General features: G+C 50.9%; 1 protein-coding gene. It reads right to left on the bottom strand.

Going from position 1 to position 709, the window contains the following annotated elements:
* Positions 1–81: 81 nt before the first annotated feature.
* Positions 82–570, bottom strand: a complete 489-nt coding sequence (locus tag D779_RS21980) for a methyltransferase domain-containing protein (protein WP_232424269.1) — start codon at positions 568–570, stop codon at positions 82–84.
* Positions 571–709 lie beyond the last annotated feature (139 nt).

Below are 709 nucleotides of genomic sequence, written 5' to 3'. Positions count from 1 at the left end.
CTGGCTATTTAGGCACCGCGAAACGAAAGGCGCGGAAACAGATAAGCCATGGCTACCGCGATGGGCGACCTGCTCTCTACTCTACCCTTTTTTACCAGTGATGCTGTAGACAATTGGAACATGGTTTCCCTTGTGGCTCAGGTAGAAGCGACCCGGCTCACGCTCAACCATACCCTCGAAACAGTTGTATGGACTGAACGGGAACTCGCTTACACGCTCAATCTGAATGCCAACATTAAGCAATGCGTTGATAACGCTAGACATTGGATGCGCCCAAGTTGCCAGCTTGGCTATCGCATCTGCGCCGTTTTCTGTGTACGTGCCTTCTTCATCCACATCAGGCTGCACTTGGGTGAAATACGAATATCCCGCCAAAAGATCATAAATAGGATGAAATTCCGCAATATAAAAACGGCCACCAACTGCAAGATTTGAAGCGACAATCTCAGCCCATCGGTTTAGATCTGGCAGCCAACAGACTGCGCCGTATGAAGTAAACACGATGTCGTATGGAGCTGAATCCGAACGCTGGAAAGAATAGACGTCAGTACACACGAACTCTGAGTTCAACTTGAGTTCCTGAGCCAGCTCCTGGGCCTTCTGGATGGCAACCGGCGAGTAAGCGTTCAGACCCTCCTCCTCCCTTGGGGACGTGAAGACAGACGGGCTCCGCTATGGCAAAGTCAAAACCACGACCTAAACGACGCCA

It is taken from the genome of Imhoffiella purpurea (assembly GCF_000585215.1).
In the GTDB taxonomy this organism is placed as follows: Bacteria; Pseudomonadota; Gammaproteobacteria; order Chromatiales; family Chromatiaceae; genus Imhoffiella; species Imhoffiella purpurea.
This window is presented reverse-complemented; position numbering and strand designations above follow the sequence as displayed.